Raw genomic sequence first — 2,040 nt, forward strand, 5'->3', positions numbered from 1 at the left:
TTGACGTCGCGGAAGTCTTCGGTATTGATCCAGCTGAGTTTGGAGATGTAACTTGTACTGAAAAGCGACTCCGCAATATTGGTACGCGACAAATTGAGCTTGACCGACCAGTAGTAATCCCGACTGGTAAGAATGGCCTTGGCTTGACAATCTTTGGCAATATAGGTCATCTTATTGAGCGAAGACTCGAATCCATGAGAAGTAGGCGGATAGGCAGGCACCGGAATCAGCCCCAAACGGGCACAAGCAAAGAAAGCACAAATCATTTCTAATCCTGGAGGATATGCCAAAAGGATGCGGCTACCCGGTGCAAAACCATGCTCGTTGTGGAGATTACTTGCTATAGCGTTGGTACGATGGATGAATTCACGGTAAGTGTACTTCTCGGTTTGGTTGCCAGAAATATCAAGAAATGAAAAGAGTAGTTTGTCTGGCTGCTGATCCACCCAGAAGTCAAGTCTTTTAAAAATAGAATTCATAAGCAAAGGAGTGTTTGTTAATAGTCAATTGGTTAGCTGCTTATCACCCACTCACTAATGAGCTGGCGCATTGCCGTCAAGAATCAAATTTTGGTGGTTGTTGTTAATAGGAGCTGGTGGTTTTCCAAGCCATCTGAGGAGTTTGATGTGATGGGCTATAGCTTGGTACATATAGCGGTTTTCACGGTAGTCAATCCCAAATTCAGCGGATGTTTCCCGCACGATTTTGGTCAATTTGGGATAGTGGGTATGTGCAACTTGTGGAAAAATATGGTGAGCTACATGGTGATTCAGACCGCCACAAATGAAATTGGCAACCCGGCTACGAGTAGAATAATCGGTGGTAGTGGTGAAAATATGATCCATGAAATCATGGTCATGCCGGGTTTCTGGAAACTCATTGATGTCTAGCAAATGTGCAACCTGAATGATCCAGGCGGCGGCCAATCCCATTAAAAGATGGGTCACAGTGAATACCAATACGACCTGCCACACCGAAAAATGCAATACCAGCACAGGAACAGCAATCATGTAAATAAGGTACAAAATTTTGCTGCCAATGATGGTGATCCACTCGTGAAGTGGGTGCTTGACATGCTCGATATGCACATTATTTTTGAAAAAGAGATACTCAAAGTCTTTTACAAAAAGGAAATCAAGCGTGGTGATCCCGTACATAAAAAACACATAAATGTGTTGAAAACGGTGCATCGGTTTCCACTCCGCATGGGGAGAGAATCGAAAGATACCATGCGCGTAGATGCCCTCATCTTCCCCATATACGTTCATTACCGAATGGTGGCCATGATTGTGCATGATCCGCCACATGTAAGAACTGATCCCACAGGCATCCAGTACGTAACTGAGGGTTTTGTTGACGATTTTATGGTTGGAAATGGAATTGTGGTTGGCGTCATGGGCAATGTTCAAAAACATAAAAATTTGCGCCAGCCCCTGGAAGATATACAAAAAAAAGAATTGGGTATAACTCCAGTCAGCGGCAAAAAACAAGGCATAACTGCCAATCCACCACACGAGGGCAAAAGAAACTTTAAGGGTCATTTCCCAATTCCCCTTTTTGGAAATCCGATTTCCCTCAAAATAATAGTTCAGCCTTTCAAACAAAACTTTTTTGAATTCGGCATGAGTGTCGCCAGAAGCATTCAACATATTGAATTAGTTTTTTCACAATTTACAATGTACATCCAATCAAGTAAGTTTGCCTCGCGTCAATAGTACGGAAAGAAACTGTACATACCTCAAGAAAAGTATGCACCCACTCTCTGAAACCCCAAATGTAACGATGCTCAAATTATTTCTTGCTCTCAAGATCTAAATAGTTGCGATAAGAGGGGAAATTTTACGCTAATTTTTTTACAAAAAAGCAAAATTTGACCATTCCGGTGTATTTACCGTCCTGAAGATTACTGCGTTACGGCCTATTTTTATTTGGATAAACCCACGAGCGGTTTGCCCGCACTGCCAGCAGAAGCAGATAGAATCAAAGGTTTATAAGCCATAAAAAGGGGCTTCAACTGGATCAACGAATTTCCGTTTAACC

The 2,040-nt window shown here is 42.5% G+C and carries 2 protein-coding genes; both read right to left on the reverse strand.

The window, feature by feature from the left end; genetic code table 11:
- The coding region (locus ABW391_RS18680) for an AMP-binding protein (RefSeq protein WP_353483427.1) at positions 1-479 on the reverse strand (479 nt) is incomplete at its 3' end.
- A gap of 54 nt (positions 480-533) precedes the next feature.
- A complete protein-coding gene (locus ABW391_RS18685; protein WP_353483428.1) occupies positions 534-1,649 on the reverse strand; it encodes a fatty acid desaturase family protein in 1,116 nt (371 codons plus the stop codon).
- Positions 1,650-2,040: the final 391 nt, after the last annotated feature.

Source organism: Haliscomenobacter sp., assembly GCF_040403615.1.
GTDB lineage: Bacteria > Bacteroidota > Bacteroidia > Chitinophagales > Saprospiraceae > Haliscomenobacter.